Raw genomic sequence first — 1,243 nt, forward strand, 5'->3', positions numbered from 1 at the left:
CGGGGAGGTTGATGGTGATGGTGGCTTTGTAGGTGGTGCGGTCGAGTTTTGCTTGTTTGGCGGGGTATTTCGATTGTGCGCGTTTGACTGCGCGGGGGCTGATGCGGGTTCGGCGTGGTGGTAGGAGGTTGGCCAGGACGAGTCGGGCGATGTTGGTGACGGTGCTGGTGATGATGCCTGTGGCTTGGATGAGTTGGTCGCGGGCGGCGTTGAGGGCGATGGTGAAGCTGGCGCGGTCGGGGTCGGTTCCGGGCTGGGTGTTGGTGGCCTCAGTCATGGCGTGGCGCAGGATCTGGTAGGCGATCAGGTGGGCGTAGACCTCTTGGGTGATGCCGTCGGGGGTGCGTGCGCGCAGGACGTGTCCGCCGAGAACGGTGGATTTGATCGCGAGGTAGGTTGTCTCGATTTCCCAGCGTTGGTGGTAGAGCTCGACCAGGTCGAGGGCGGGATAGTGGTTGGGGTCGAGCAGGGTGGTGATGAGCCGGTAGCTGGCGGTGTGTTTGCCGTGAGTGGTCGCGATGGTGATCTCTGCGGTGATGACGCGTACGGGTGTTCCGTGCCACGTCGATAGGTAGGACCCGTCGTGGTGGCGGTGCAGGACGGGGAGTTTGCGGTTGGCTTTGCAGCGGATCAGTAGTTCTGCGCCGGTGGCGGTGATCGCACCGATGATGGTCTGGGTGGCGAAGGCCCGGTCTGCCAAGACGATCATGCCTGCGCGTAGAGCACGGCTCAGCAGGGGTGGGGCATAGCTGGTCTCACCGGTGCTGGAGGGTCCGAAGTCTGCATCGATGATGGTGCGGGTGCCGCAGCAGACCACGCTCAGCAATCGCAGATGCGGGTAGGAGCCGATGTTCCCGCTGGCTCGTTTGGTGAAAACGGCCAGGTTCGCGCTGGTATCGGGCACGCTCATCGTGGTGCCGTCGATCGCGGTGATCAGCAGCCCTCGCCACCGGATGCCTGCCGCGGCGATCGGAGCGGCAGGGCCACGGACCAGGTCGAACAATGCTTTCAAGGGTGCGGCGCCGAGACGGCGCCGGGCATGGGTCAACGCGGCCGCGGTCGGTGTCGCGACGACCAGGCCGTGCAGTCCGGCGACCATTCGGTGCCAGACCTGGCGATAGCCCAAGTCCGGGAACAGGCATCCGGCCACCACCAGATAGACCACAACCCGGGCGGGCAGATCACGCACCCGGACCTGGACCCGGCGGCACTCGGCCAGGGCTTCGTCGACCATCTCGAACGG

The 1,243-nt window shown here is 65.2% G+C and carries 1 protein-coding gene; it reads right to left on the reverse strand.

The window, feature by feature from the left end; all coding sequences use genetic code 11:
- Positions 1-1,243: IS4 family transposase (locus E1263_RS42375; protein WP_132178133.1), on the reverse strand; the 1,243-nt coding region annotated here is incomplete at both ends.

The sequence above is a fragment of the Kribbella antibiotica genome (assembly GCF_004349055.1).
Lineage (GTDB): Bacteria > Actinomycetota > Actinomycetes > Propionibacteriales > Kribbellaceae > Kribbella > Kribbella antibiotica.